General features: G+C 70.9%; 21 protein-coding genes. 12 read left to right on the top strand and 9 right to left on the bottom strand.

Going from position 1 to position 22,780, the window contains the following annotated elements; translation table 11 throughout:
- The first annotated feature begins 46 nt into the window (after positions 1 to 46).
- The 5 genes from ACLHRZ_RS41155 to ACLHRZ_RS41135 are packed head-to-tail and all read left to right on the top strand — an operon-like array spanning position 47 to position 4,130.
- The gene (locus tag ACLHRZ_RS41155) at positions 47 to 1,024 is read left to right on the top strand and encodes a metal ABC transporter solute-binding protein, Zn/Mn family (RefSeq protein WP_490423747.1); all 978 of its coding nucleotides are present in this window, start codon (positions 47 to 49) and stop codon (positions 1,022 to 1,024) included.
- A gap of 8 nt (positions 1,025 to 1,032) precedes the next feature.
- A complete protein-coding gene (locus ACLHRZ_RS41150) occupies positions 1,033 to 1,899 on the top strand; it encodes a metal ABC transporter ATP-binding protein (protein WP_490423746.1) in 867 nt (288 codons plus the stop codon).
- Positions 1,889 to 2,803, top strand: a complete 915-nt coding sequence (locus tag ACLHRZ_RS41145) for a metal ABC transporter permease (RefSeq protein ID WP_490423745.1) — start codon at positions 1,889 to 1,891, stop codon at positions 2,801 to 2,803. Before ACLHRZ_RS41150 ends, ACLHRZ_RS41145 begins: the two co-directional genes overlap by 11 nt.
- On the top strand, positions 2,800 to 3,681 hold the full coding sequence (locus ACLHRZ_RS41140; RefSeq protein WP_490423744.1) for a metal ABC transporter permease: 882 nt from the start codon (positions 2,800 to 2,802) through the stop codon (positions 3,679 to 3,681). The genes ACLHRZ_RS41145 and ACLHRZ_RS41140 overlap by 4 nt, the downstream gene beginning before the upstream one ends.
- A gap of 14 nt (positions 3,682 to 3,695) precedes the next feature.
- Positions 3,696 to 4,130 (top strand): Fur family transcriptional regulator, encoded by a 435-nt coding sequence (locus tag ACLHRZ_RS41135; protein WP_490423743.1) that lies wholly within the window; start codon positions 3,696 to 3,698, stop codon positions 4,128 to 4,130.
- Positions 4,131 to 4,158: 28 nt separating this feature from the next.
- Here ACLHRZ_RS41135 and ACLHRZ_RS41130 read toward each other — a convergent pair whose 3' ends face one another.
- The 3 genes from ACLHRZ_RS41130 to ACLHRZ_RS41120 all read right to left on the bottom strand — a co-directional run bounded on the left by ACLHRZ_RS41130 (position 4,159) and on the right by ACLHRZ_RS41120 (position 7,009).
- Entirely contained in the window at positions 4,159 to 4,458 is a 300-nt protein-coding gene (locus tag ACLHRZ_RS41130) for a hypothetical protein (protein WP_490423742.1), read from the bottom strand.
- A gap of 224 nt (positions 4,459 to 4,682) precedes the next feature.
- Entirely contained in the window at positions 4,683 to 6,008 is a 1,326-nt protein-coding gene (locus tag ACLHRZ_RS41125; protein WP_490423741.1) for a tetratricopeptide repeat protein, read from the bottom strand.
- Between the two features lie 86 nt (positions 6,009 to 6,094).
- Complete coding sequence (locus tag ACLHRZ_RS41120; RefSeq protein ID WP_490423740.1) at positions 6,095 to 7,009, bottom strand: helix-turn-helix domain-containing protein; 915 nt, start codon at positions 7,007 to 7,009, stop codon at positions 6,095 to 6,097.
- Positions 7,010 to 7,228: 219 nt separating this feature from the next.
- Between ACLHRZ_RS41120 and ACLHRZ_RS41115 the strand changes: the two genes are divergently transcribed.
- Entirely contained in the window at positions 7,229 to 11,353 is a 4,125-nt protein-coding gene (locus ACLHRZ_RS41115; protein WP_490423739.1) for an RICIN domain-containing protein, read from the top strand.
- A gap of 83 nt (positions 11,354 to 11,436) precedes the next feature.
- On the opposite strand, the gene ACLHRZ_RS41110 is transcribed toward ACLHRZ_RS41115, so the two are convergent.
- Positions 11,437 to 12,351, bottom strand: a complete 915-nt coding sequence (locus ACLHRZ_RS41110; RefSeq protein ID WP_490423738.1) for a LysR family transcriptional regulator — start codon at positions 12,349 to 12,351, stop codon at positions 11,437 to 11,439.
- Positions 12,352 to 12,459: 108 nt separating this feature from the next.
- Between ACLHRZ_RS41110 and tdh the strand changes: the two genes are divergently transcribed.
- The 3 genes from tdh to ACLHRZ_RS41095 all read left to right on the top strand — a co-directional run bounded on the left by tdh (position 12,460) and on the right by ACLHRZ_RS41095 (position 15,233).
- The gene (gene tdh / locus ACLHRZ_RS41105) at positions 12,460 to 13,500 is read left to right on the top strand and encodes an L-threonine 3-dehydrogenase (protein WP_490423737.1); all 1,041 of its coding nucleotides are present in this window, start codon (positions 12,460 to 12,462) and stop codon (positions 13,498 to 13,500) included.
- A gap of 41 nt (positions 13,501 to 13,541) precedes the next feature.
- Positions 13,542 to 14,729: a glycine C-acetyltransferase gene (locus tag ACLHRZ_RS41100; protein WP_490423736.1), complete on the top strand. Its 1,188-nt coding sequence runs from the start codon at positions 13,542 to 13,544 to the stop codon at positions 14,727 to 14,729.
- 87 nt (positions 14,730 to 14,816) lie between these two features.
- Positions 14,817 to 15,233: a PPOX class F420-dependent oxidoreductase gene (locus ACLHRZ_RS41095; protein ID WP_490423735.1), complete on the top strand. Its 417-nt coding sequence runs from the start codon at positions 14,817 to 14,819 to the stop codon at positions 15,231 to 15,233.
- Here the strand turns inward: ACLHRZ_RS41095 and ACLHRZ_RS41090 are convergent.
- Together ACLHRZ_RS41090 and ACLHRZ_RS41085 are read right to left on the bottom strand one after the other, a co-directional pair.
- On the bottom strand, positions 15,212 to 15,523 hold the full coding sequence (locus ACLHRZ_RS41090) for a DUF3759 domain-containing protein (RefSeq protein ID WP_490423734.1): 312 nt from the start codon (positions 15,521 to 15,523) through the stop codon (positions 15,212 to 15,214). The two genes, ACLHRZ_RS41095 and ACLHRZ_RS41090, sit on opposite strands and share 22 nt — an antisense overlap.
- Before the next feature lie 119 nt (positions 15,524 to 15,642).
- On the bottom strand, positions 15,643 to 16,632 hold the full coding sequence (locus ACLHRZ_RS41085; protein WP_490423733.1) for a PI-PLC domain-containing protein: 990 nt from the start codon (positions 16,630 to 16,632) through the stop codon (positions 15,643 to 15,645).
- Between the two features lie 277 nt (positions 16,633 to 16,909).
- Between ACLHRZ_RS41085 and ACLHRZ_RS41080 the strand changes: the two genes are divergently transcribed.
- Genes ACLHRZ_RS41080 through ACLHRZ_RS41070 form a run of 3 tightly spaced genes read left to right on the top strand, consistent with a single transcriptional unit; the run spans position 16,910 to position 19,335 of the window.
- Entirely contained in the window at positions 16,910 to 18,403 is a 1,494-nt protein-coding gene (locus ACLHRZ_RS41080; protein ID WP_490423732.1) for an alpha/beta hydrolase, read from the top strand.
- 53 nt (positions 18,404 to 18,456) lie between these two features.
- Complete coding sequence (locus ACLHRZ_RS41075; RefSeq protein WP_490423731.1) at positions 18,457 to 19,032, top strand: GNAT family N-acetyltransferase; 576 nt, start codon at positions 18,457 to 18,459, stop codon at positions 19,030 to 19,032.
- Entirely contained in the window at positions 19,033 to 19,335 is a 303-nt protein-coding gene (locus ACLHRZ_RS41070) for a hypothetical protein (protein WP_490423730.1), read from the top strand. It begins immediately after the preceding gene.
- Positions 19,336 to 19,353: 18 nt separating this feature from the next.
- Here ACLHRZ_RS41070 and ACLHRZ_RS41065 read toward each other — a convergent pair whose 3' ends face one another.
- The 3 genes from ACLHRZ_RS41065 to ACLHRZ_RS41055 form a co-directional block, all read right to left on the bottom strand.
- Positions 19,354 to 20,799, bottom strand: a complete 1,446-nt coding sequence (locus ACLHRZ_RS41065; RefSeq protein WP_490423729.1) for an alkaline phosphatase family protein — start codon at positions 20,797 to 20,799, stop codon at positions 19,354 to 19,356.
- A gap of 170 nt (positions 20,800 to 20,969) precedes the next feature.
- A complete protein-coding gene (locus tag ACLHRZ_RS41060) occupies positions 20,970 to 21,698 on the bottom strand; it encodes an SDR family NAD(P)-dependent oxidoreductase (RefSeq protein ID WP_490423728.1) in 729 nt (242 codons plus the stop codon).
- Positions 21,699 to 21,743: 45 nt separating this feature from the next.
- Entirely contained in the window at positions 21,744 to 22,715 is a 972-nt protein-coding gene (locus ACLHRZ_RS41055) for a zinc-binding dehydrogenase (protein WP_490423727.1), read from the bottom strand.
- Positions 22,716 to 22,780 lie beyond the last annotated feature (65 nt).

Raw genomic sequence — 22,780 nt, 5'->3', positions numbered from 1 at the left:
ACCCCTGCACACCCCGCGCGCCCAGTGCCGCCCGAAGGAGCCCCCCATGCCCTCCGTCCGCACCTCCCGCCCTTCCCGGCCGACCACCCGTACCGCACTCGCCGCCGCTCTGACGGTACTGACGGCGGCGGCCGCCACCGCCTGCTCGACCTCCTCCCCGGCGAAGACCAGCAGCAACGCCTCCGACGACGGTGCGGGCAAGGGCAAGGCACTCCAGGTGGTGGCCGCGGAGAACTTCTGGGGCAGCATCGCCGGCCAGCTCGGCGGCAGCCACGTCCACGTCACCAGCATCATCACCAATCCCGACACCGACCCGCACGACTACGAGCCGACCTCCGCCGACGGCCGGACCGTGGCCGGCGCCCAGTATGCGATCGTGAACGGCATCGGCTACGACGCCTGGGCCGGCAAACTGCTCGCCGCCAACCCGGCAGGCGGACGCACCGAGTTGACGGTCGGCGACCTGGTCGGCGTCAAGCCCGGCGGCAACCCGCACCGCTGGTACTCCCCGGACGACGTCCACAAGGTCATCGAGCGGATCACCGCCGACTACAAGAAGGCCGACCCCGCCGACGCCGCCTACTTCGACCGGCGCAAGACCGACTTCGAGACCAAGGACCTGGCCCCGTACAGCTCTCTCATAACCGGGATCAAGAGCAAGTACCACGGCACGCCCATCGGCGCCTCGGAGTCCATCGTCACCCCCCTCGCCGAGGGACTGGGCCTGAAGATGCTCACCCCCGAGACGTTCCTCGACGCCATGAGCGAAGGCACCGACCCCACGGCCGCGGACAAGGCCGCCATCGACGACCAGATCAAGAACAAGCGGATCAAGGTCTACGTCTACAACAGCCAGAACTCCACCCCGGACGTGCAGGCCCAGGTCAAGGAGGCCAAGGACGCGGGCATCCCCGTCACCACGGTCACCGAGACCCTCTCCCCCGCCAACGCCACGTTCCAGCAGTGGCAGACCGCCCAGCTCCAGGGCATCGAAGACGCCCTGGCCAAGGGCACCGGCAGGTGAGCAGGACCGTGAGCCGGACAGTGATGACGACCGGCGGGGCCCGCGTGCCCGCCCCGCGCGCGGGTGACGAGCCCGTGCTCACGCTGCGCGACGTCGCGGTGCGCGCAGGCGGGCGCACCCTGTGGTCCGGGGTGAACCTCCGTGTCGAAGCAGGCGAGTTCACCGCGGTCCTCGGCCCCAACGGGGCCGGCAAGTCCACCCTCGTCAAGGTGCTGCTCGGCGCGCAGTCGGCCGCAGCCGGCGACGTACGGGTCCTCGGGGCGCGCCCCGGCGAGGCCAACGAGCGCATCGGCTACCTGCCGCAGCGCCGCTCCTTCGACGCCTCGATGCGCATCCGCGGCATCGACGTGGTCCGCATGGGTCTGGACGGCGACCGCTGGGGCGTGCCGCTGCCCCTTCCCGGTGCCCGTCGCCGGGCCGCCCGTGAGCGCGTCGCCGAAGTCGTCGACCTGGTGGGGGCGGGAGCCTACGCGCGCCGGCCCATCGGGCAGTGCTCCGGCGGCGAGCAGCAGCGGCTGCTGATCGCCCAGGCGCTCGTCCGCCGCCCCCGGCTCCTGTTGCTGGACGAGCCGCTGGACAGCCTGGACCTCTCCCACCAGGGCGGGATCGCCGCGCTGATCGGGCGCATCTGCCACCGGGAGGGCGTGGCCGTGCTCATGGTGGCCCACGACGTGAACCCGATACTGCCCCACCTCGACAAGGTCGTGTACCTGGCCGCGGGCCGGTCCGCCTCCGGCAGCCCGCGCGACGTGATCACCTCCCGCACCCTGACGGAGCTCTACGGGACGCCGGTCGAGGTGCTGCGCACCTCCGGCGGACGGCTGGTCGTGGTCGGCCGGCCGGAGACGGCGGGAGGGAGCCACGATGACGGCTGACCTCGCCTCCCCGCCCTGGTCGTGGAACCCGGTCGACGACCTCCGGCTGATGTGGTCCTACCCCTTCATGGTCAACGCCTTCCGTGCAGGGGCGGTCGTGTCCGTGGTCTCCGCGGTCGTCGGCTGGTTCGTGACCCTGCGGCGGCAGACCTTCGCCGCGCACACCGTCTCCGCCGTCGCCTTCCCCGGTGCCGCCGGGGCCGTCCTCCTCGGATTCGGCGCGGTCTACGGCTACTTCGCCCTCTGCATCGCCGCCGCCCTGGTCATCGCCGCCCTCCGGGGCGGCGCCGGCCGCGAGGAGTCCGCGCTGACCGGAACCGTGCAGGCCTTCCTGCTCGCCTGCGGGTTCCTCTTCATCGCGCTCTACAAGGGACTGCTGGAAGGGCCTCAGACGATCCTGTTCGGCACCTTCCTGGGCATCACCACGACCCAGGTGACCGTGCTGTCCGGCGTGGGCCTGGCCGTTCTCGCGGCGCTGGCGCTGATCGGCAGGCCGCTGCTGTTCGCCTCCGTCGATCCGCAGGTCGCCGCCGCCCGTGGCGTTCCGGTGCGGGCGCTGTCGGTCTGCTTCCTCGTCCTGCTCGGTGCGGCGACCGCGGAGGCCGGCCAGATCACCGGAACCCTGCTGGTCTTCGCGCTGATGGTGGTCCCCGCCGCCACCGCCCAGGCGGTCACCGCCCGGCCGGCCGCAAGTCTCGTCCTGGCCGTGCTGTTCTCCTTCGCGGCCACCTGGCTGGGGCTGACCGCCGCCTACTACTCGCCCTATCCTCTGGGCTTCTTCGTGACGTCGTTCGCCTTCGCCGGGTACGTCCTCGTCCTGGGCCTGCGCGCACTGCGGGACAGGCCGGGCAGGCGGGCCCGGTACGGGGGTACGGCCCTGTCCGTCAAGGAGGTTGCCGGGTGACCGTCCTGTCAGCGGCCGGCCCGCTGTCGCAGCCGTTCTTCCAACACGCCCTGCTCGCCGGGACGTTGATCGCAGCCGGGTGCGGGCTGGTCGGCTACTTCCTCGTCCTGCGGGCCCAGGTCTTCACCGCCGATGCCCTCAGCCACGTCGCGTTCACCGGCGCCATGGCCGCCCTCGCGCTCGGCGGCGACCTGCACCTCGGGCTGTTCGCCACGACGATCGCCGTCGCCCTGCTCTTCGGCACGCTCGGCCGCAGGGCCCGCCCGGACGACGTCGTCATAGGAAGCGTCTTCTCCTGGGCCCTGGGGCTGGGTGCCTTCTTCGTGACCCTGTACACCACCTCCCGCAGCACGGCCAACGGAACAGCTGGAGTCAGCGTCCTGTTCGGGTCGATCTTCGGCATCTCCGCCGGCCAGGCGACCACGGCCGCGGTACTGGCGGTCGTGGTGTGTGCCGTGATGCTGGCGATGGCACGTCCGCTGCTGTTCGCCACGGTCGACGAGGCCGTGGCCGCGGCCCGCGGTGTTCCGGTGCGGCTGCTCGGCCTCGGCTTCCTCGCCGTGGCCGGGGCCGCGGCCGCCGAGGCCACTCAGGCGGTGGGCTCCCTGCTGCTGCTCGGCCTGCTGGCCGCCCCCGCCGGGGCCGCGATCCGCCTGACGGACCGTCCGTACCGGGCACTTGCCCTCTCCGCGGGCCTGGCGGTGGCCGAGACGTGGGCGGGGCTCTTCGCCTCGTACACGGTGCCGAGGATGCCGCCGAGCTTCGCCGTCATGGCCGCCGCCACGGCCGTGTATGCCGCCACCTTCCTGATACGGCGGCCGGGACGCCGCACCGGCGCCCGTCCCCCTGCCCACACCGCAGCCCCCATGGGGGCCTGAGCGAAGGCATTCCGATGGACGGCAACAGACCGCACCGCTCTTCCCCACCGGACGTGGCACTGATCGGACGGTCGACGCAGCAGCGTGCCGTCGTGCTCGGCGCCCTCCTTGTGGCGGAAGGTTTCATCAGTGCCCAGGCCCTGCACAAACGCCTGGTGGCCGGCGGTTCGCCCGTCGGCCTCTCCACGGTCTACCGCACGTTGAGCGCGCTGGCCGGGGCCAGCCGCGCGGACGTCGTCCGCGACGTCAACGGTAAGCGGCTCTTCCGCCACCGTGCCGGCCCCGACCACCGCCACTACCTGATCTGCACCGAGTGCGGCGTCAGCGTGCCCGTCGCCGCGGAGTCGGTGGAGAAGTGGGCAGAGAGGATCGCGCGCTCCTCGGGGTTCGCCGACGTCCGGCACACCGTCGAACTCGCCGGAGTCTGCCCGGACTGCCGGGCCCCGTGAGCGGCGCGGGCGGGATCAGCGGACGGGATCAGTGGTCGTCCCAGTGCCCCTCGTGCAGCGCGTGCCGGTGCCCGTCGTGGACGTAGTCCACGTGGTCGCCGTGCGGCACGGTGACGTGACCGCAGCCGGGCTCGTGCCGGTGGCCGTGGTCCTGGTGGACGGTGTGGGCCGCGGGCTCGCACTCGTCGGTGTGGTCCTCGTGGGCACGGTGCAGGTGGCCGTCGTGCACGTAGTCGGTGTGGTCGTCGTGCGGCACGGCGACATGGCCGCAGCCATTCCCGTGCTGGTGGGTGTGGTTCTCGTGAGATGTGTGAGCGCTGGTCAACATGACGAAACCTTCTTCCTCCCCCGCATGATCGATTGCGTTCCGACGGGAGAGTCTGCACGCGCATTGTTAAGCGCGCCCGGCAGTCACGGAAGTTCGCGGAAGTCGGCTGGATTCACTCCATCCTCCGGAAGCCGCCTCGGGCGTGGCGCGTGGTTCCAGTGTGAACCCGGGAGCACGGGTGCGGCCACGCGGGGCCGAGGTGCGTGGCCGCACCCGCGCTCAGGTCACAGGAACCGGGAGCCGGGCACCGGGCCGCTGGACGGGACCTGCGTGCGGTCGCCCTGGAGCCAGTGGGCGGCCGCAGCGCGGACGAAGGCGGCGAAGGCCTCGTCGTCGTCCCCGGGGGCTTCGTCGTCCCCGTCGGGCAGGACGGCGTCGGCCCCCACGATGTCGGTCGCGATCTCCTCGGCCGGGCGGGAGTCCTCCGGCTTCCGCTCCGGTGCGCCGCCCTCCCCCATGCGCAGGCGCGAACCCCACGGTGGCACCACGCTCTGGACCAGGAGCGCGGCACTGTCCGGGGTCATCGGCGGGGTGTCCGTCCAGCAGGAGGCGTGCTCGTGCAGCACCTGCCCGGGCGTGCGCTCCCGCAGGGCGATCAGCGACTCGGCGTCGACCTCGGACAGGTCGTAGGCGACCACGACGGTATCGGTGCGCGCAGGCTCGAACGGCACGGCGGGCAGGCCCAGCAACTCGGCCGCGGCCAGGCCCAGGATGCGGCTGGAGCGGTCGGGCAGGAGCGAGACCGTGGCGGGGTGCAGGTCCGCGGCGGACAGCGCGGTGCGCAGGCGCAGCAGCCCCTCGCGGCACTGTTCCGGCGAGTCCTGGAGCCAGGCCCAGCGGCCGTTCATCCCCGAGCCGAATCCGTACGGGGACAGGGTGCCCAGCACCGTTCCGGCGATGACGAACTGCCAGCCGCGCAGGTCCTGTTCGCCGAGCAGGGGTGTCGGGACGGGTGCGGCGGCGGTGCGCAGCGCCTCGGCGCGCCGGACGATGCGCTGCAGGCGCTGGTGCGCGGGGTGCCAGCGCTCGTCGTCGGGTGCGGACAGCAGGCCCGTCTGCTGCCGGGCCAGGTCGAGGCGGCCGGCCATCGCCGCGTTCCAGGCGAGCAGGTAGCGGTCGGGCCAGTCGGCGAGCGACTCCCGGCGGGTTTCGAGGACGGAGGCGGCCAGGTCGTGGCGGCCGGTCTCCTCGTACGCGGCGACCAACTCGCGCAGTGCGGCGGCCGATTCGGGAACGAGTTCCAGTGCGTGCCGCAGGGCGGGCACGGCGGCGGTCGGCAGGCCGCGTTCGATGCAGGCGTACCCGTACTCGTAGAGGGCCTGCGGCTGTTCTGGGTCGGCGGCGGCGCGGCCGGCCGCCTGCTCCAGGTCCTCGAACCCGGTTGCGGCCGCGGCCCGGGACAGCAGTCCGGCCAGTTCACCGATCGGCAGCTCCTCCTCCCGGCCGCGGACCAGACGCAGTGCACCGGGGACGTCGCCGGCGGCGATCAGCTCCAGGGCCTCGGCCGTTTCCGGGGTCTGCGGCGGGTTCTTCTTCTTGCGTGCGAACATGCGGGCCATGTTCTGCTGTGCAACCGTGCAGATGCAAATGCCTTTTCCTGGGCCGGTTTCCCTGAGCCGGTTTCCCTGAAGCCGGTTCAGGCGGCGTCCTGGTCTGCAAGCTGTCCGTCCAGGGCAGTGTGGAGCCAGTCGTGGGCGGCGCCGGGCGTCGGTTCCCCCGACGGGTCGGGGAGTTCGGCCTTGAGCTGCCAGTACCGGTCGATGCGGGGTTCCGTGGCGAGCATGGCGCTGAGCCGGCGGCGGAAGTCGGGGGTGTCGCGTGCGCCGCAGGCGCGGGCGTGGGCGTGGGCGTCGACGAAGGCGTCGAGTGCCCCGCCCTCGCGGGGTGTTCGGCGGGCCCGCACGTCCGGCGTTGCCAGCGCGAACGCCTCGATGAGGCCCTCGTAGAGCACGGCCGGCCGGTAGTCGCCGTCGCGCCGGTGCACTTCGGGCTGGTGACGGTCGTTGCCGGCGCACGGTCCGGAGACGAGGGCGTGCATGCGGGCGAAGGCCAGCACGTGGGCCGGTGCCGGATCCGCAGGAGGGTCCGGGACGGCGCGTTCGAGGATGGCGGAGGCCACCCGGGCCGGGAGCCGTGCAGGCAGCCAGCGCCGCCAGAAGCGCGCCATGGGCGCCGTGTCGGGCGGGGTGGTCATCGCACCGACCAGGAGCAGCCGTTCGGGGCGCTCCTCGGGGGTGCAGTCCCGCAGGAGCTGCAGCGCGGCCTCCCGCCAGCGCAGGGCGGCCAGCCGGGAGCCGAGCTCGCGCAACTGCCCGGCGATGGCGTCCTCCAAGGCGTCCTCGCTGTCGAGGACGCGGCCCACGTCGGGGACGGGCAGGTCGAGCGTGCGCAGGGAACGGATCATGCGGAGCCGGTCGAGCGCCTCGGGCCCGTAGCGGCGGTGCCCGCCGGCGCTGCGGCCCGCTTCGGGCAGCAGGCCGCGGTCGGAGTAGAAGCGGACCGTCTTGACGGTGACGCCCGCGCGCTCGGCGAGCTCTCCGATGCTCCACATGCCGTCAGGGGACACGGGGTTGGGCCTCTCTCGGCGGGAGACCTCAGTCTACGGTCACGCCGTCACGCTGATCGAACGCCCTTGAACAACACGCTCGTTGAATTTCATACCACTGCTTCTTTGTTAAAGTCTTGGTCAAGAGTTTAGTACCGGGCGTTGCCGACTGGCCCATGCGACCGGTGACGAGAGAGACAGATGAGAGCAGTTTCCAAAAGATCGATGCGAGTGCCGCTGGTCGGTGCACTCGTTGCAGCCGCCCTCCTGGGAGGCATCGCCCCCGCGGCACTGGCCGCACCACCCCCCGCGCCCGTGCCCGCAGCCGCACTCTCCGGGACGGCGCTCGCTCCCGCCCGGCCGGGAGCGGGCCAGACGACCATTGCAGGCTATGAGGTCATCACCATCAAGGGGTTCACGGACGAGCTCCGGGTGGTCCGCATCCCGATTCCCGGCTCGAAGGTGCCGTCGAGCATTGCCGTTGCCGTGGACAGGCACAGCATCGAGGGGCACACGATGCCCTTCGAGCGGGAGGCCGACGGGGCGAAGAAGGCCGAGGCATTCGTCAAGCGGGTCGAGAAGAACCTCGAAAAGCTCGCGTCCGGCCGCAAAGGAAGGGACCTCCTGGAGGGGATCAGCCGCATGCGTCCGCTGGACGTGGCGAGCGACCCGGCCCGTGCGGCAACAGGACACGCAGACATCAACACCACGTTCTTCCGAGGATTCCCCGAGGACCGGAGAACGTGGCCGGCCGAGGTGAGGAGGGAATTCGAGAGCCGCCCTCTCAAGGAACAGCGCGAGACCATCGACTCGTTCCTCGTGGACAGCCCCAGTGCGATCCCCTTCGACGCGCAGCGCAGGAGCAACGGGAACGGCTCCGAAAGCATGATCGCGATGCCGGACGAGTCCGTCGCCCTCTTCGGCCACCAGCCGGACGGAGGGCGGTTCGTGGTGGACGAGCCTCTCACGGTCGGGCATGAACTGATCCACGCCGCCCACAACCTGCAGGGAGCGGATGCCACTTTGCCGGGCAACGGGGAAGTCCCGGTGGAGGTGACCTACAAGGACCCCCGCGGAAAGGCGAGGACCGGAACCGCCTATACCGACGCCGAAGAGATCGGGACGCTGGGCGGGAAGGACCGTAAGAAGTACCTCACGAGCGTTACGGCCGACTCGGGCAAGCGCCGGTTCGGGTACGAGCACTTGGACAGGTCGTGGCAACACGTCAAGAAGGCGGTGAAGGAGGCCTCCGGAAAGGCGTTGAAGATGCTGAAGGAGGTGAAGGAAGGCCGCCGCAAGACGCTCGACATCACGGAAACCGATCTGGCCAAGGAACGCGGCGTGCCGGCGCGGGAACACTACGCGCTCCCTGAGGAGTTCTGGGAGGACTGGCCCCATCGGTCGGAGGAGTTGGTCAGAGTACCGCCGGGCCTGACCGTCACCGACAAGGACCTCAAGGATCCGGACCGTCTTCTGGAACGGATCGAGCAGGCGGAGAAAGCGGAGAGGACCGTCCTGCAGTCCTGTTCCCTGGGCAGGCGCTCGGTGGCGTGCCGCCCGAGCGGCCGGCCCGAGAACGTGTCGGAGGAGACGAAGCGCCGGATCGAAGAGGCCGCCCGGCTCCAGGAAGAACAGCCGGACGCACCGGTCTCGTCGCCCTGGGAGGAGGACGCTGCCGGGGACCGGGAGCAGATGCGCAACGAGGCGGTTTCCGAGGCGAAGAAGCTGCCGGGCCGGGCGCGGGAGCAGGCCGAGAAACTGTGTGCCAAGTCCGGTCAGGCGTCGTGTCTGGAGATCGTGGACTGGAAGGAGGTGCACGAGCAGGCGCGGACCGATGCCGAACGGTTGACGGAGTTGAAGCTGGCCGGGGTCGAGGACCTGTCGGAGGTCCGGCTGGTGAAGGACCTCAAGGCGATGACGGAGGACCTGTCCGCGTTCTACGTGCCGTACGACAAGACGCGTGCCACGTTGGGCGGTGAGCGGTTCAACTGGGGGTACGTCGCCCAGGCCGGCGGTGCCGTGATGTGGCTGGCCGGGGTCGTGGGGGCGTTCTCGGGCGAGTCGACCGACCTGGACAAGGCCGCGGCGGTCACCGCGCTCCTTCCGGTGGTGGGCAGTCTTCTCCAGGTAGGGGTGGACGTCCAGGGCAAGGACTTCGCCGGGGCCGGGGTCGACGGGTTCGCGCTGCTGGTGGAGGGCCTGGATCTGACGGGTGTCGAGTCGGTCGCGGCCTTCGGCGGTCCGGCGTTCGCCGTGGCCCTGGCCTACCATCTGACCAAGATGTGGACGGACCACATCGGCGCCGCCTACGACGAGATGAAGGCCCTTCCCGCGGAGCGGGACAAGCAGTGGAAGAAGCTGCTCAACCAGTATCTGCAGGACGACAAGCAGGGGTGGCTGGCCAAGAAGGGCGGCACGGAGGCGGTTGCGGCCGGGATCGGGCTCGTACAGGCACTGGAGATGCAGCGTGCCGCGGTCAAGGGCCTGGCCCATGCGGCGAGCACGGCATCCGATGCGGGCACGGTGAACACCGCCGAGACCGACAGCCGGAACTGGTCGGACGCGCAGCAGTTCAAGGACGCCGACGCCAAGGTCGACGACCTCACCGGCAACACCCCCGAGCTGGTGCGCTCGGCGCTGGCCAAGGCCTTGAAGAAGGGCTTCGACGCCGCGTGGAGCGAGAAGACCGGACAGGGCTTCAACCAGCAGTTCATCGACAAGGCGAACAGCTTCACCACCAGCACGTGGTGCGCACCGGACATCGGCAATCACGGCGGCGGCGGGCGCTACCCCAAGTGCCTTGAGGACATGCGAGGAGAGCAGCGTGACGTCGTCGAGAAGCTGAAGTCCCAGGCCCCGGCGGGGATGTCGGTGGCCGAGATCGAGGATGTTCTCGAGGCGCTGGGGATGTCGGACCCGGGCTTTCTGCAGCCGGTCAACACCCCGCACCACCTGCAGTTGGCCGCCGGTGACGCCGGACGGTACCTGTCCGTGGCAGCCGACGGTGGCGCGGTCGAGCATCGTGCGTCGCTGGACCGTCCGGATCTGCAGACCTTCGTGTTCCATCCCACCGGCCGGATCAGCACCCTGGACGAGGCGTTCTGCCTGGTCGCCGGTGACTCCGAGGGCGCCGCGGTGAGCACGGCCGCATGCGAGAACCTGCAGAGGCAGCGGTGGCGGCCGGACGGGGACGGGCGCCTGGTCAACGTCGCCACCGGACTGCTGCTGGGCACGGAACCGTCAGGGCGTGCAGTGATGGCCGCCGACAACGACCAGGCGGCCGCGCACGCACGGTGGAAGGCCGTGGCTCCGAAGCGGGATGCCCGGCCGCAGAAGGACTCCCCCGCGCTGGCCGGTCTGCTGGCTGCCAAGGGGGCGTCGGGCAGGGTCGACGCGGTCATGCCCGCGCCGGGGCTGGACCGGGAGTACTGGGTCTTCTCCGGCAGCCAGTACCAGCGCCTCCGCCTGGACGACCCCGACGGCACGGCAGTGGCCGCGACCGTCACCGGCAACGGCAAGCCCGCCGCGGTCACGGAGCAGTGGTCCTCGCTCGCGGTGCTGCTCGGGGAGTCGAAGGCCGGCCGGGTGGACGCGGCCATGCCGGTCCCCGGCTCCGACCGCCGCTTCTACGTGTTCTCCGGCGACAAGTACACCCGCATCCGTCTCGACAACGACCTCAAGGACGACAACGAGAACTACGGTTCCCGGGGCCTCGGGGAATGGTCCTCGCTGACGGACCTGTTCGAGAAATCCGGGGTCACGCAGGTGGACGCCATCCGTCCTGTGTCCGGCAACTCCGGCGAGTACCAGGTGTTTTCCGGGGCGTGGTTCACCACCATCCGCGTCGACGGCGACGACAACCACCACGACACCCAGGTCGTGGCCCCCAGACGGATCGCCGACGGCTGGCCCGTGTTCGCCCTCGACACCGGCACCGACCGGATCCAGGCCCTGCTGCCGGTTCCGGGGACCGATGCGGACTACTACGTGTTCGCCAACGGCAACTACACCCGGATCAACGGCCAGGGACTGCGCCTGCCCTCCCCCGTCAACGTCACCGCAGAGGTGCACAAGCCCTTTTCCGGCTTCGGGGACGGATACATCTCCTGGGGCGACGCTCCCGTCCCTGCGGGAGCACAGGTGGTGATCCGGGGCACCGGCTATCAGGAGCGCGGCTTCCCGTACGCGAAGCGCCGAAGCGACCGCATCGGAGTGCCCTTCACCCTCACCGGCATGACCACGGACTACGCGGTCTTCTACCGCTACACCCACCCGGACGGGGTCGTCGAGGAATCACCCCAGGTCACGGTCCGCATGTGGTGCAGCACGTTCGAATGCGGAGTCAATTGACACTGCCTCTCCGATGAATGGATGAATGAAGGTCCCGTCCGATCCGATGGATCGGGCGGGACCTTCGCCGTGAGTACGACGTACTAGGCCGTCAACGCGGCTGCCCGGTCGCGCAGTTCGGCGAGGGCGATCCGCAGCAGCGGGTGTCCTTCGCTGCCGCGGCGGACGGCCGTGAAGACGCGGCGCGTCGGTCCCGGTCCGTGCAGGGGGCGGACGGCGGGGGTGAGGGCGGGGCGGATGCCGTGCAGGGCCGAGCGCGGGACGAGTGCGACGCCGGCGCCGACGGCGACCAGGGCGCAGACGGCGGAGAAGTCGTCGGAGAGGCATTCCACGCTGGGCTGGAAGCGGGCCTCCTCGCAGGCGCGCAGGACGGCTTCGTGGACGGGGTTGCCCGGCCAGGGGGTGATCCAGGGGTCGTCGCGCAGGTCCGTGAGGTCGACTTCGGGCTTGCCGGCCAGCCGGTGGCCGGGCGGGAGCACGGCGTCGAAGGGTTCCTCGTACAGCGGCGCGTACAGCAGCTGCCGGCCACCCGGGGCGAGGGAGTCGCGGTGCTCGACGGCCACGGCGATGTCGGCCTCGCCGTCGGCGAGCAGCCGGGCGGCGGCGTGGCCCTCGGCGTCCTTGACGCGGACCCGCACCTGGGGCGCCTGTCGGCCCAGGCCTGCCACGGCGGGGGCGACGACCTCGGTGATGGAGGTGGCGAAGGCGGCGATGGTCACCTCGCCCACCAGGCCCGTGGAGCACTTGGCCAGGTCGGCCTCGGCCCGTTCCAGCTGGGCGGAGATCTCGTCGGCGTGCCGGGCGAGGACGCTGCCGGCGGCGGTGAGGCGGACGGTGCGGCCCCGGCGTTCCAGCAGGGCGTGCCCGGTCTCCGCCTCGAGGGCGGCCAGCTGCTGGGAGACGGCCGAGGGCGAGAGGTAGAGGGCGTGGGCGGCCGCGGTGACGGTGCCGTGGTCGGCGAGGGCGCGCAGGACACGCAGGCGGCGGGGGTCGATCACCCGTTCACTATCGCATTCACCTGCAGCAATCATGAAGCCTGGCTTCACAAGTGGTGTGGAAAAATGTTGATGGACTTCACAGCGGTTCACGCAGCACAGTGATGTTCCATGAGGGCATTGGTGAAGACCCAGGCCGGGCCGGGTCTCGAACTGACCGAGGTACCGACCCCGCAGGCCGGTCCCGGGCAGGTTCTGATCAAGGTGCTGCGCACCGGCATCTGCGGTACCGATCTGCACATCGACAGCTGGGACGAATGGGCGGCCCGTGTGGTCCGCGCCCCCCTCGTCGTCGGCCACGAGTTCGCCGGCGAGGTCGTGGAGACCGGTCCCGGCGTGAACGCGGTCGGCGTCGGCGACATCGTCAGCGGCGAGGGCCACCTCGTGTGCGGCACCTGCCGCAACTGCATGGCCGGCCGCCGTCACCTGTGCATCCGCACGGTCGGCCTCGGCGTGCACACCGACGGCGCGTTCGCCGAGTACGTGGTGCTGCCCGAGTCGAACGTCTGGGTCCACCGGCACGAGATCGACATCGACGTCGCGGCGATCTTCGACCCGTTCGGCAACGCCGTGCACACCGCGCTGTCCTTCCCCGTGCTCAACGAGGACGTCCTCATCACCGGCGCCGGTCCCATCGGCATGATGGCCGCGGCCGTCGCCGAGCACGCGGGTGCCCGCTCCACCGTGATCACCGACGTCAGCCCCTACCGGCTCGCCCTGGCGCAGAAGATGGGCGCCACGGTCGCCCTCGACGTCAGCAGCCGGCGCATCGCGGACGTCATGCCGGAGCTCGGCATGACCGAGGGCTTCGACATCGGCATGGAGATGTCCGGCCGCGCCGACGCCCTGCAGGACATGATCGCCACCATGTCGCCCGGCGGCCGCATCGCCGCCCTCGGGCTGCCCGCGGGCGACGTGACCATCGACATGGCCACGGTCGTCACCCGCATGCTGACCCTGCGCGGCATCTACGGGCGCGAGATGTTCGAGACCTGGTACGCGATGTCCGTCCTGCTGCGCAGCGGCCTCGACATCTCCCCGGTGATAACCCACCGCTTCGGGTTCGAGCAGCACACCGAGGCGTTCGCGACGGCCCGCTCCGGCCAGTGCGGGAAGGTCGTCATCGACTGGACCCGGCCGACCGCCCCCTGACGCCGCTCACCCCTGACGCACGACCACACGAGGAGTCCCCCATGTTCGACGGCATGCGCGAGCACCTGCGCAAGGAGCTGCAGGACATCCGCGACGCGGGCCTGTACAAGTCCGAGCGCGTGATCACCAGCCCGCAGTCCTCGGCCATCAGCGTCGGCGACGGCGAGGTCCTGAACTTCTGCGCCAACAACTACCTGGACCTCGCCGACCACCCCGAGGTCATCGCGGCCGCCAAGCAGGCGCTGGACGACTGGGGCTTCGGCATGGCCTCCGTCCGGTTCATCTGCGGCACCCAGGCCCCGCACAAGGAGCTCGAGGAGAAGATCTCCCGGTTCCTCGGCATGGAGGACACGATCCTCTACAGCTCGTGCTTCGACGCCAACGGCGGCGTCTTCGAGACGCTGCTGTCCGCCGAGGACGCGGTGATCTCCGACGAGCTCAACCACGCGAGCATCATCGACGGCATCCGCCTGTCGAAGGCGGCCCGCTTCCGCTACCGCAACCGCGACATGGCCGACCTGGAGCGCTGCCTGAAGGAGGCCTCCGGTGCGCGCCACAAGCTGATCGTCACCGACGGCGTCTTCTCCATGGACGGCTACATCGCCCCCTTGGACGCGATCTGCGACCTGGCCGAGCGCTACGGCGCCCTGGTCATGGTCGACGACTCGCACGCCGTCGGCTTCGTCGGCGAAGAGGGCCGGGGCACCCCGGAGCTGTTCGGGGTGACCGAGCGGGTCGACATCATCACCGGCACCCTCGGCAAGGCCCTCGGCGGCGCCAGCGGCGGCTACGTCGCCGCGCGCGCCGAGATCGTGGAGCTGCTGCGGCAGCGCTCGCGCCCGTACCTGTTCTCCAACTCCCTCGCCCCGTCGATCGTCGGCGCCTCGCTGCGCGTGCTCGACCTGCTGGCCGAGTCCGGCGACCGGCGTATCCGGCTGCGGGAGAACACCGCGCTGTTCCGCAAGGAGATGACGGAGGCCGGCTTCGAGGTGCTGCCCGGCGAGCACCCGATCACGCCCGTGATGGTCGGTGACGCCGCGCTGGCCGCCCGGATGGCCGCGGACCTGCTGGAGAAGGGCATCTACGTGATCGCCTTCTCCTACCCCGTGGTGCCCAAGGGCAAGGCCCGCATCCGCGTCCAGCTGTCCGCCGCGCACTCCCGCGAGGACGTCCTGCGCACGGTCGCGGCCTTCCGTGAGGTCCGCGACGCCATCGGCGCCACGGCCTGACCTGCTCCGCCCCGCCCGTCCCGGTCCCGTCCGGGGCGGGCGGTCCCGGGGGTTGGACAGCCGCCCCCACCCGGGCAGGATGGCCTCATGGCAGAGCCGAGCAGTCCTGACCTGGCACCGTTCGTCAAGCAGCGCGTCGTCCTGCTGACGACCTACAAGCGCGACGGCACGCCCGTCGGCACCCCGGTCAACATCGCCGTCGACGGCGACCACGCCTACATCCGCACCTTCGGCACGGCGTGGAAGGCCAAACGCATGCGCAACAACCCCGAGGTGGAGATCCGCCCGTCCACGATGCGCGGCATGCCGACCGGGCCGCCCGTGGCGGCGCGGGCCCGCCTCGTCGAGCAGGGCAGCGAGGAGAACCGGCACGCCGCGAAGTGCCTCGCCCGCAAGCACCCGTTCGTCCACGGGGTGCTGGTGCCGCTGACGCACCGTTTGAAGAGGGACCGGACGCTGCACTACGAGCTGCGGTTCACGGCCTACTCGAACTCCTCCGAGTAGGCCGTCTCCGCTCGCTCCTGCGCCTGGAGCTTCACCCGCGCCGTGTCGAGGTGGTCCAGCCCCTTCGTCTGCACCATCCGGTCGACGAACGCACCTGCCAGCGCGGCGAGGACCTCCCTGGCGGCGGCACGGTCGGCCGGCCTGCCGTTGCGCGCCACATGCAGGTCGTAGGCCTTCATCGCCGCGTACGCGGCCGCTGCCGCCAGCAGTTCGTGGCTGAGCCTGGCCCGGTGCGGGGCGTTGACGACCGTGTCGTAGGCATCCTGGGAGTCTTCGGGGTACCAGTCCACGGGTCAGGGTTGCCCCCGGGCGTGCACGGCATCACACCGGGTGGCGCAAACGGGTTACGGCTCGCTTTCGGGAGGAAGAGCCGTCGGCCGGGATCCCGGCCGACGGTACGGGGCCGTCCCTACCTGAACAGGCGGTCACCGCTGGTGGCCATGCGATGGGTGGAGCCGTGGTGGTTCACCCAGTCACGGACGAGCTTGATGGCGTTGGCGCACTTCCAGTTGTCGTCGTACTCGCGCACTCCGGTGAAGGCCCCGTAGCCCGCGATGATGCCGTCCACACGCGCATCGCCCAGCAGTTTGTCGACGTACCACGGGTCGTTGTAGGTGGTCGTCCAGGACAGCGTGGCCGCGAGGTGTCCGGCGGCGCGGTCCTTGGCGCCTTTTTTCAGTTCGGCACACGTGTTGTAGCTCGCTTCCGTGCAGTTGCCGAACCCCTTGCCGATGTCGCTGTCGCCGTAGTCCATCGCCCGGTGACCGGCCGGGAGCCCGGAACCGAATCGGCTGTAGGCGCCTTGGATTTGATCACGGGACCCGGTCGTCGTGATGCCCTCCAGGCGGCCGAGCTTGCCCTGCAGGCTCTTCCAGCCCCTGCCGCCGACGTCCGGGGGGTTGCCGCCGTGGTACTCGTAGAAGCCGTAGAGCACCTGGATCCCGGCGGCCGTCAGCCGCTGTGCCTTGTCGCGCAGTCCGGCGACGCTGCACCCGCGGTTCGGCGCTTCTCCGCAGTAGTTCGGGTCCTTGACGTCCAGCCAGACCAGCCCCAGCCGGCGCCCCGCTCCGGCGTGGGAGACGATGCGGTCGATCATGCTGTCGAAGCTGGGGCCCCGCCGGGAGTCACCGGCCGAGGAGCAATCGTGATAGGCGCGCCATTCGTTCGGATTCCACCAGGCACAGACGTCGATCTCGATGCCGTTGGCGCCGTGTTTGATGGCGGCGTCCACGCCGTCGAGGGTGTCGACCCGGTGCGCGATGGCGTAGATCGCCTGACGGTGATCGGCTGCTGCCGCCGGGGTCGTACCGATCGCGGTGGCACCGATGATCCCGCACAGTGCCGCCAACAGCGCCAGTACCGCTCGCGGGCCGGTGCCACGTCGAAGGTGAGTGGTCAAGAAAGGTACTCCTTCATGCTCATGTCGGTGTCCTGATCGCTCGGACCACCCGAGCCTGCGGGGTGAGGCGTCCCGGACGCCACGGGATCCGGGCACTGCGGGACACGGAAATGCGAAAGCGGGCTCTGATCAGGGGAGATGCAGGCCGCCTGGAATGCCGGAAGGGAACGCTCCGGACCACAGTTTGAATCTCCCCCAGGGGGAACTCCTACCGTGCCCGGGAGCGCGGACGGCCCGGCGGGCCGGTCGTGCGGACCGAGCGGACGAGGAGAGGCCCATGACGGCATTCGTGCTGGTGTCGGAGATCTGCACCGGCGGCTGGATCTGGCGGGAAACGGCCGCCCGGCTGCGGGAGTCGGGGGCCGATGTGCATCCGGCCACGCTCACGGGCATGGGCGACCGCCGTCATCTGGCCCGTCCCGAAACGGACTTGGAGACGCACATCGAGGATGTGGTGCAGCTGATCGACCACACGGAGGCGCCGGATCTGGTGCTGGTCGGTCACGGCTACGGCATCCACCCGGTGCTGGGTGCCGCCGAGCGGCGCCCGGAGCGGGTCGCCCGGATCGTGTACCTGGACGCGGGGATGCCGCAGGACGGCGTACCGGCCGTCCACCTCGTGCCCGACCAGGCGATCCGCGACGCGCTGCCGGCCCGGCCGGCCGGGGACGACCGGCCGGTGCCGCCGCCGTCGCACGATGCCTGGCAGCGGTGGGGCAGCATCGCGGACGTGCCCGAGGCCGCGCTGGCGCGCCTGACCCGCCTGGCCGCACCGCAGCCGGTGCGCACGCTCACCCAGCCGCTCCGGCTGTCGGGGACCGCCGCCGGGCTGCCGACGACCGGGGTCCTGTGCACCGCCAACGGGGCGAGCATCGCCATGGTCGAGACGCAGGTGAGGCTCGGGGGCCCGAAGTTCCGCGCGCTCCTCGACCGCCGGGTGGGCTTCCTCGAACTCGGCACCGGACACTGGCCGATGCTGTCGGCCCCCGGTGAACTGACCGGCGTGCTCCTGCGGGCCGCCGCAGGAGAGGGAGAGCGGCTGGCCGCGACGACGCCCGGACACCTCAGGCCCTTCCTCATGGACGTACCCGAACGGCCCCGGGAGCGCACAGGCCGCGTCGATCTCCATCTGCCGGATGCGGAACACCCCCGTCCCGCCGTGGTGTTCGTCCACGGCGGCCCGGTTCCCGCGCACGTGCAGCCGACGCCGCGCGACTGGCCGGCCTACGTCGGCTACGCCCGGTACGCGGCGCAGCTGGGGGCGGTCGGCGCCGTGGTGGACCACCGGCTGCACGACATCACCGACTACGGGCGTGCCGCCGAGGACGTCGCCGCAGCGGTCGATCTCGTACGGGCCGACCCGCGTGTCGACGCGGACCGCGTCGCGCTGTGGTTCTTCTCCGGCGGCGCCCTGCTGTCGGCGGAGTGGCTCGCCGCTCCCCCGCCGTGGCTGCGGTGCGTGGCGGTGACGTATCCCCTGCTCGTTCCGCCGTCGGGCTGGGGGCTCACGGACTCCCGCTTCCACCCCGCGGCCGAGGTGCACAACGCCGGACGACTTCCCCTCGTGCTGACCCGAGTGGGGCTGGAGAACGCGGAGTTCGCGGCGAAGGTGGAGGAGTTCCTGTCCGCCGCCGGGGACTGCGGGGCCGACGTCGAGGTGGTCGACGTGCCGGACGGGCACCACGGTTTCGAGATAGTCGACCACACCGAGCAGTCACGGCACGCGGTGGAGCATGCGATGCGCTCGGTGCTGGGGCACCTGAGGGGCTGAGGCCGGAGGAAATCCGTGTGCGCGCGGCCCCGGGCGGCCAGTACGTTGGCGCAATGGACTCCGTGCAGGTGAGGCTGATGCAGGAGAGCGATCTCCCTGCCGCAGAACGTGCCTCGGCAGTGACGTTCCTCGAAGCGGACCGGCTCGCCCGGCGGGTCGGCGAACCGGAGGCGGAGCCCCGTTCGGCATCGGGGTCGCAGCAATGGACCGACCGTATGCGGTACTTCCTGACCGTGGATCCGGGAGGCTGCCGGGTGGCCGTCGACGGGGGCGCGGTCGTCGGGTTCGCGGTCTCGCAGAATCGCGGCCGCCTCTGGTACCTGGCGACCTACGGCGTGCTGCCGGGCCGCCAGGGCAAGGGCATCGGCAAGCGGCTGATGGACGCCGTCCTGGCGCACGCGGAGGGCCGCCGGGGCCTGTTCTCCTCGACCGTCCACCCCGCGGCGACCCGCCGGTACCGGCTGGCGGGTTTCTCGCTGCTCCCGCAGATGCGCATGGTCGGCACGGTCGACCGCGCCACGCTGCCCGCGGTGACGGGGCTGCGGGACGGGCGGGCCGCCGACCTGGAGTGGATGGACCGGCTCGACGAGAACCTCCGGGGAGCCGGTCACGGCCCCGATCACCGCTAAATGCTCGGCACCTTGCGGCTGGTGGTCTCCCGGGCCGGGGACAGGCCCGGGTACGTCTACCTCGACGACCGGGGGTGCGCGCGGCTCCTGGCCGCCGCGCACCCGGACACCGCGCAGCAGTTGTTGTGGGAGGCACTGGCCTCGTCGCGGGGAGACACCCTCGTCAACTGCATCACCGCGGCCAACGAGTGGGCCGTCGACATCGGCCTGGCCGCCCGTCTCGACATCGGCCAGGAGGGATACCTCGCGGTCCGCGGGATGACGGATCCGGCACCGTACCTCGCCAGCGGGCACTTCCTCTGACGCGTGCCGCTCCCCTGCTCACCGGTGCCTGCGCGAGCCCCGTTCCTGGCGGGGCGGGGTCTGCCCGGTGGTGGGGAAGGCCGGCTTGGGGAGGGTGGCGACTTCCTGCTTGGCCTCCGCGAGCTGTTCGCGGGTGTTGGCGGGCAGGCGGGGCGGCTTGTGGGCGGGGGCGGTGAAGCCGAAGGCGGAGGTGAGGTCGCCGAAGGTGCGGCGGCGCCAGGCGCTGATGTTGGTCTCCCGGACTTCCCTGCCGTGGGCCGCCGTCCAGCTTTCCAGGAAGCGGAGGCACGAGGTGTGGTCGAAGGGCTCCTGGGCGACCCAGCCGCCCACGGTCCAGGGCGAGATGACGAGGCAGGGCACCCGGAAGCCGCCGCCGATCGGCCGGCCCGACACGAATTCGCCCTTGGTCCCCTCCAGGGGAACGGGCGGGGGGACGTGGTCGAAGAGGCCGTCGTTCTCGTCGTAGTTGAGGATGAAGACGGTCTTGTTCCAGATCTCCGGGTTGTCGGCGAGGACTTCGAGTTTCTGTGCGACGTAGTCGGCGCCCGCCGCCGGCAGGGAATCGGGGTGTTCCGATGCGGCGGTGGAGGGGATGAGCCAGGAGACGGCGGGGAGGCGGTTGTTGCGGACGTCCTCCTCGAAGGCGTCCTCGGGCAGTCTGCGCATGCCGCGTTCGTACAGCGGGTCGCCGGGTTTTGCGTCCCGGAACTGCTTGAAGCCGTTGAACACGTTGTAGGAGCCGTTGTCCTGGCCCTGGTAGACCTGCCAGCTGATGCCCGCGTCCTGCAGGCGTTCGGCGTAGGTGGTCCACTGGTAGAAGGTGGGCGGGTAGTCGTTCGTGATGACGGGGCCGCCGCGGGTTCCGCCGGGGTCGATCGTGCCGGACACCCAGTGCAGGCGGTTGGGCCAGGTGGGTCCGAGGACCGAGCAGAAGTAGTTGTCGCAGACGGTGAACGCCTCGGCCAGGGCGAACTGGAAGGGGATGTCCTCGCGCGTGTGATAGCCCATCACATAGGGCGCGTCCGCGCCGTCCGCGTGCCGGTGCGCGGGCATCCAGCGGTCCATCCGGCCGCCGTTCCACGCCTCGTGCTGCACGTCCCAGGCGTGGCTGGTGGAGGGGATGGACTGGGCGTTCGTCTTGTGCGTGTCGAGGCGGAAGGGCAGCAGGAACCCCTCGGGGTTCGCGCTGTCCGGCTGGTAGAAGACGTTGCGGCCGTTCGACAGCTTGAGCGCGTGGGGGTCGTCGAAGCCGCGTACGCCCTTGAGGGTGCCGAAGTAGTGGTCGAACGATCTGTTCTCCTGCATCAGCAGGACCACGTGTTTGACGTCCCTGAGCGAGCCGCCCTGGGCCGGGCCCGCCGCCACCGCCCGTTGCACGCTCCCCGGCAGTGCGGAGAACGATGTTCCGCCGAGAGCAGCAGCCGCTGCACCGGTCAGGAGTCTGCGCCGACTGATACCCGTCATCCGTCCTCCGCCACAGCCGCCTCCGCCTGCCGCGCGGGCGATCGCATCTGGGCGATCACCCGGCGGTGACGACGAGACTGCTGCATCAGCGGCGTCTCATGGGGTATCAGAGCGCAATAATCACCTTTCCGGACGAGTGGTTCGTCTCGTCTTGACGCCGGAAGGCCGGTTCAGATCTGGGCCCTGCCGCCGTCGACGAACAGTTCGATTCCGGTGATGAAGCTGGAGTCGTCGGACGCCAGGAAGAGCGCCGCTTTGGCGACCTCCTCCGGCTTCCCTGCGCGCCCCAGCGGAATGCTGGACAGCATCTGCGCGATGGACTCCTGCTGCTGCGCCGCGAGCATGGGCGTCTCGATGGGCCCGGGGCTGAGGACGTTGGAGCGGATGCGGCGGTCCTTGAGCTCCGCCGTCCACACCCGCACGAGATCGCGGACGGCCGCCTTGCTGGCACCGTAGGCCGAGTGCGTGGGCGTTCCCTTGCTGCCCGCGACGGAGCAGGTGAGGATGACGGAGGCGCCGTCGTTCAGAAGCGGCAAGGCCTTCTGCACCGTGAAGAGCGCCCCCTTCACATTGACGCCGAAGATCTTGTCGAAGTGTTCTTCGGTGACGTCTTCCAGAAGGGCGGGGCCGCCGACGCCGGCATTGGCGAAGACGACGTCGAGGCGCCCCTTCGCCTTCACGGCCTCGTACAGCCGGTCGAGATCGGTCAGTTCGGCAACGTCCCCGCGAACGCCGGTGGCATTGCCGCCGATTTCCTTCACGGCCTGGTCGAGTTCCTTCTGCCGGCGGCCCATGACGAAGACGTGGGCGCCCTCTTCGGCGAAGAGCTTCGCTGTGGCCAGCCCGATTCCCGACGTACCGCCGGTGACGACCGCGGTCTTCCCTTGCAGCTTTCCCATGCGTCTGCTCCCGATGGTCGCGAACGAACACTCGACGGGAAACTATCAAGGCCGGACGAGCACCTTCAGGGCCGTGCGGTCGGCCATGGCGCGATAGCCGTCCGGCACGTCCTCCAGGCCGACCGTGCGGTCGAAGACGCGGCCGGGCTCGATCGCGCCGTCGAGGACGTCGGGCAGCAGTTCCTCGATGTACGCGCGGGCCGGTGCGACACCGCCGGTGACGGTGATGTTGCGGCCGAACATGGCGAACCCGAGGTTCCCCTTCTCGTACTGCGGTACGCCGACCCGGCTCACCACGCCGCCGTCGCGCACGACCCCGAGCGCCGTATCCAGGGCCGCTTCGGTGCCGACGCACTCCAGCACCGCCCGGGTGCCCTCGCCGCCGGTCAGCTCCCGTACCCGTGCGACGCCCTCCTCGCCGCGCTCGGGGACCACGTCGGTGGCGCCGAAGTCGCGGCCGAGGTCGGTGCGGGAGCGGTGACGGCCCATCAGCAGGATCCGTTCCGCGCCGAGCCGCCGGGCGGCCAGCACCGCCGACAGCCCGACCGCACCGTCACCGATCACCGTCACCGTCGTGTCCGGCCCGACTCCGGCCGTCACCGCGCAGTGGTGACCGGTGCAGAAGACGTCGGACAGGGTGAGCAGCGACGGCAGCAGCGGGGAGTCCTCGCCGACGGGGAGCGTCACCAGCGTCCCCTGGGCCAGGGGCACCCGCACGGCCTCGCCCTGGCCTCCGTCCACGCCGTTCTGCCCCCAGAAGCCGCCGCGCGGGCAGGACGTGTGCAGGCCTTCGGTGCAATACGCGCAGGTGTTGTCCGCGTAGGCGAAGGGCGCGACCACGACGTCCCCGGGTGCCGGCCCGGTCACGTCCGCTCCGGTGTCCTGTACGACGCCGAGGAACTCGTGGCCGATGCGGTCGCCGTCCTCCGTGGCCGGTCTCGCCCCGTAGGGCCACAGGTCGCTGCCGCAGATGCACGTGCGCAGGATGCGCACCACGGCGTCGGTGGGTTCTTGCACGCGGGGATCGGGCACGTCCTCCACGCGCACGTCCCCGCAGGGCGATTGCAAAGTTCGTTGATCGT

Source organism: Streptomyces sp. AM25 (assembly GCF_058146165.1).
This window is presented reverse-complemented; position numbering and strand designations above follow the sequence as displayed.

Coding starts and splice junctions, on each gene's coding strand:
- ACLHRZ_RS41155 (WP_490423747.1), top strand. CDS start 47: ATGCCCTCCGTCCGCACCTCCCGCCCTTCCCGGCCGACCACCCGTACC.
- ACLHRZ_RS41145 (WP_490423745.1), top strand. CDS start 1,889: ATGACGGCTGACCTCGCCTCCCCGCCCTGGTCGTGGAACCCGGTCGAC.
- ACLHRZ_RS41135 (WP_490423743.1), top strand. CDS start 3,696: ATGGACGGCAACAGACCGCACCGCTCTTCCCCACCGGACGTGGCACTG.
- ACLHRZ_RS41130 (WP_490423742.1), bottom strand. CDS start 4,458: ATGTTGACCAGCGCTCACACATCTCACGAGAACCACACCCACCAGCAC.
- ACLHRZ_RS41125 (WP_490423741.1), bottom strand. CDS start 6,008: ATGTTCGCACGCAAGAAGAAGAACCCGCCGCAGACCCCGGAAACGGCC.
- ACLHRZ_RS41120 (WP_490423740.1), bottom strand. CDS start 7,009: ATGTGGAGCATCGGAGAGCTCGCCGAGCGCGCGGGCGTCACCGTCAAG.
- ACLHRZ_RS41115 (WP_490423739.1), top strand. CDS start 7,229: ATGCGAGTGCCGCTGGTCGGTGCACTCGTTGCAGCCGCCCTCCTGGGA.
- tdh (WP_490423737.1), top strand. CDS start 12,460: ATGAGGGCATTGGTGAAGACCCAGGCCGGGCCGGGTCTCGAACTGACC.
- ACLHRZ_RS41100 (WP_490423736.1), top strand. CDS start 13,542: ATGTTCGACGGCATGCGCGAGCACCTGCGCAAGGAGCTGCAGGACATC.
- ACLHRZ_RS41095 (WP_490423735.1), top strand. CDS start 14,817: ATGGCAGAGCCGAGCAGTCCTGACCTGGCACCGTTCGTCAAGCAGCGC.
- ACLHRZ_RS41080 (WP_490423732.1), top strand. CDS start 16,910: ATGACGGCATTCGTGCTGGTGTCGGAGATCTGCACCGGCGGCTGGATC.
- ACLHRZ_RS41075 (WP_490423731.1), top strand. CDS start 18,457: ATGGACTCCGTGCAGGTGAGGCTGATGCAGGAGAGCGATCTCCCTGCC.
- ACLHRZ_RS41070 (WP_490423730.1), top strand. CDS start 19,033: ATGCTCGGCACCTTGCGGCTGGTGGTCTCCCGGGCCGGGGACAGGCCC.
- ACLHRZ_RS41065 (WP_490423729.1), bottom strand. CDS start 20,799: ATGACGGGTATCAGTCGGCGCAGACTCCTGACCGGTGCAGCGGCTGCT.
- ACLHRZ_RS41060 (WP_490423728.1), bottom strand. CDS start 21,698: ATGGGAAAGCTGCAAGGGAAGACCGCGGTCGTCACCGGCGGTACGTCG.